Annotated in this window: 1 pseudogene; it reads right to left on the bottom strand. The window is 48.6% G+C overall.

The annotated features are described in order from the left end of the window. Positions 1–99 precede the first annotated feature (99 nt). A pseudogene (locus tag BM613_RS15305) lies at positions 100–329 on the bottom strand (hypothetical protein); the annotation flags it as partial.

Below are 329 nucleotides of genomic sequence, written 5' to 3' on the forward strand. Positions count from 1 at the left end.
AACAAACACTGCATATCCTCGCGTGCGGTCATCGATTAAAATTCCATTTTCAACGTACACCACTGGTTGCACAAAAAATCCCCCTTCAAAGAAAGGGGGTTATGGCCGTTTTTTTAGTTTAGGAGCCTCTTTCATTGCAATGACCTGATTCCCGGAAACCCGATACGTCCCTGCGGGAAGTGGGTGAGCCGACCGTTGCACAATCCACGTGCCATCTCGCCGTACCTTTACCGCAAGCGGTCGATGTAAAGTAAGGTACTGACTCGACCCAATCACAGGAGTGGCATAGGCAGTATTTTTCTCCACTGCGTAAAAAGAAAGCCGATGCA

Source organism: Sulfoacidibacillus thermotolerans, from assembly GCF_003144315.1.
In the GTDB taxonomy this organism is placed as follows: domain Bacteria; phylum Bacillota; class Bacilli; order Alicyclobacillales; family SLC66; genus Sulfoacidibacillus; species Sulfoacidibacillus thermotolerans.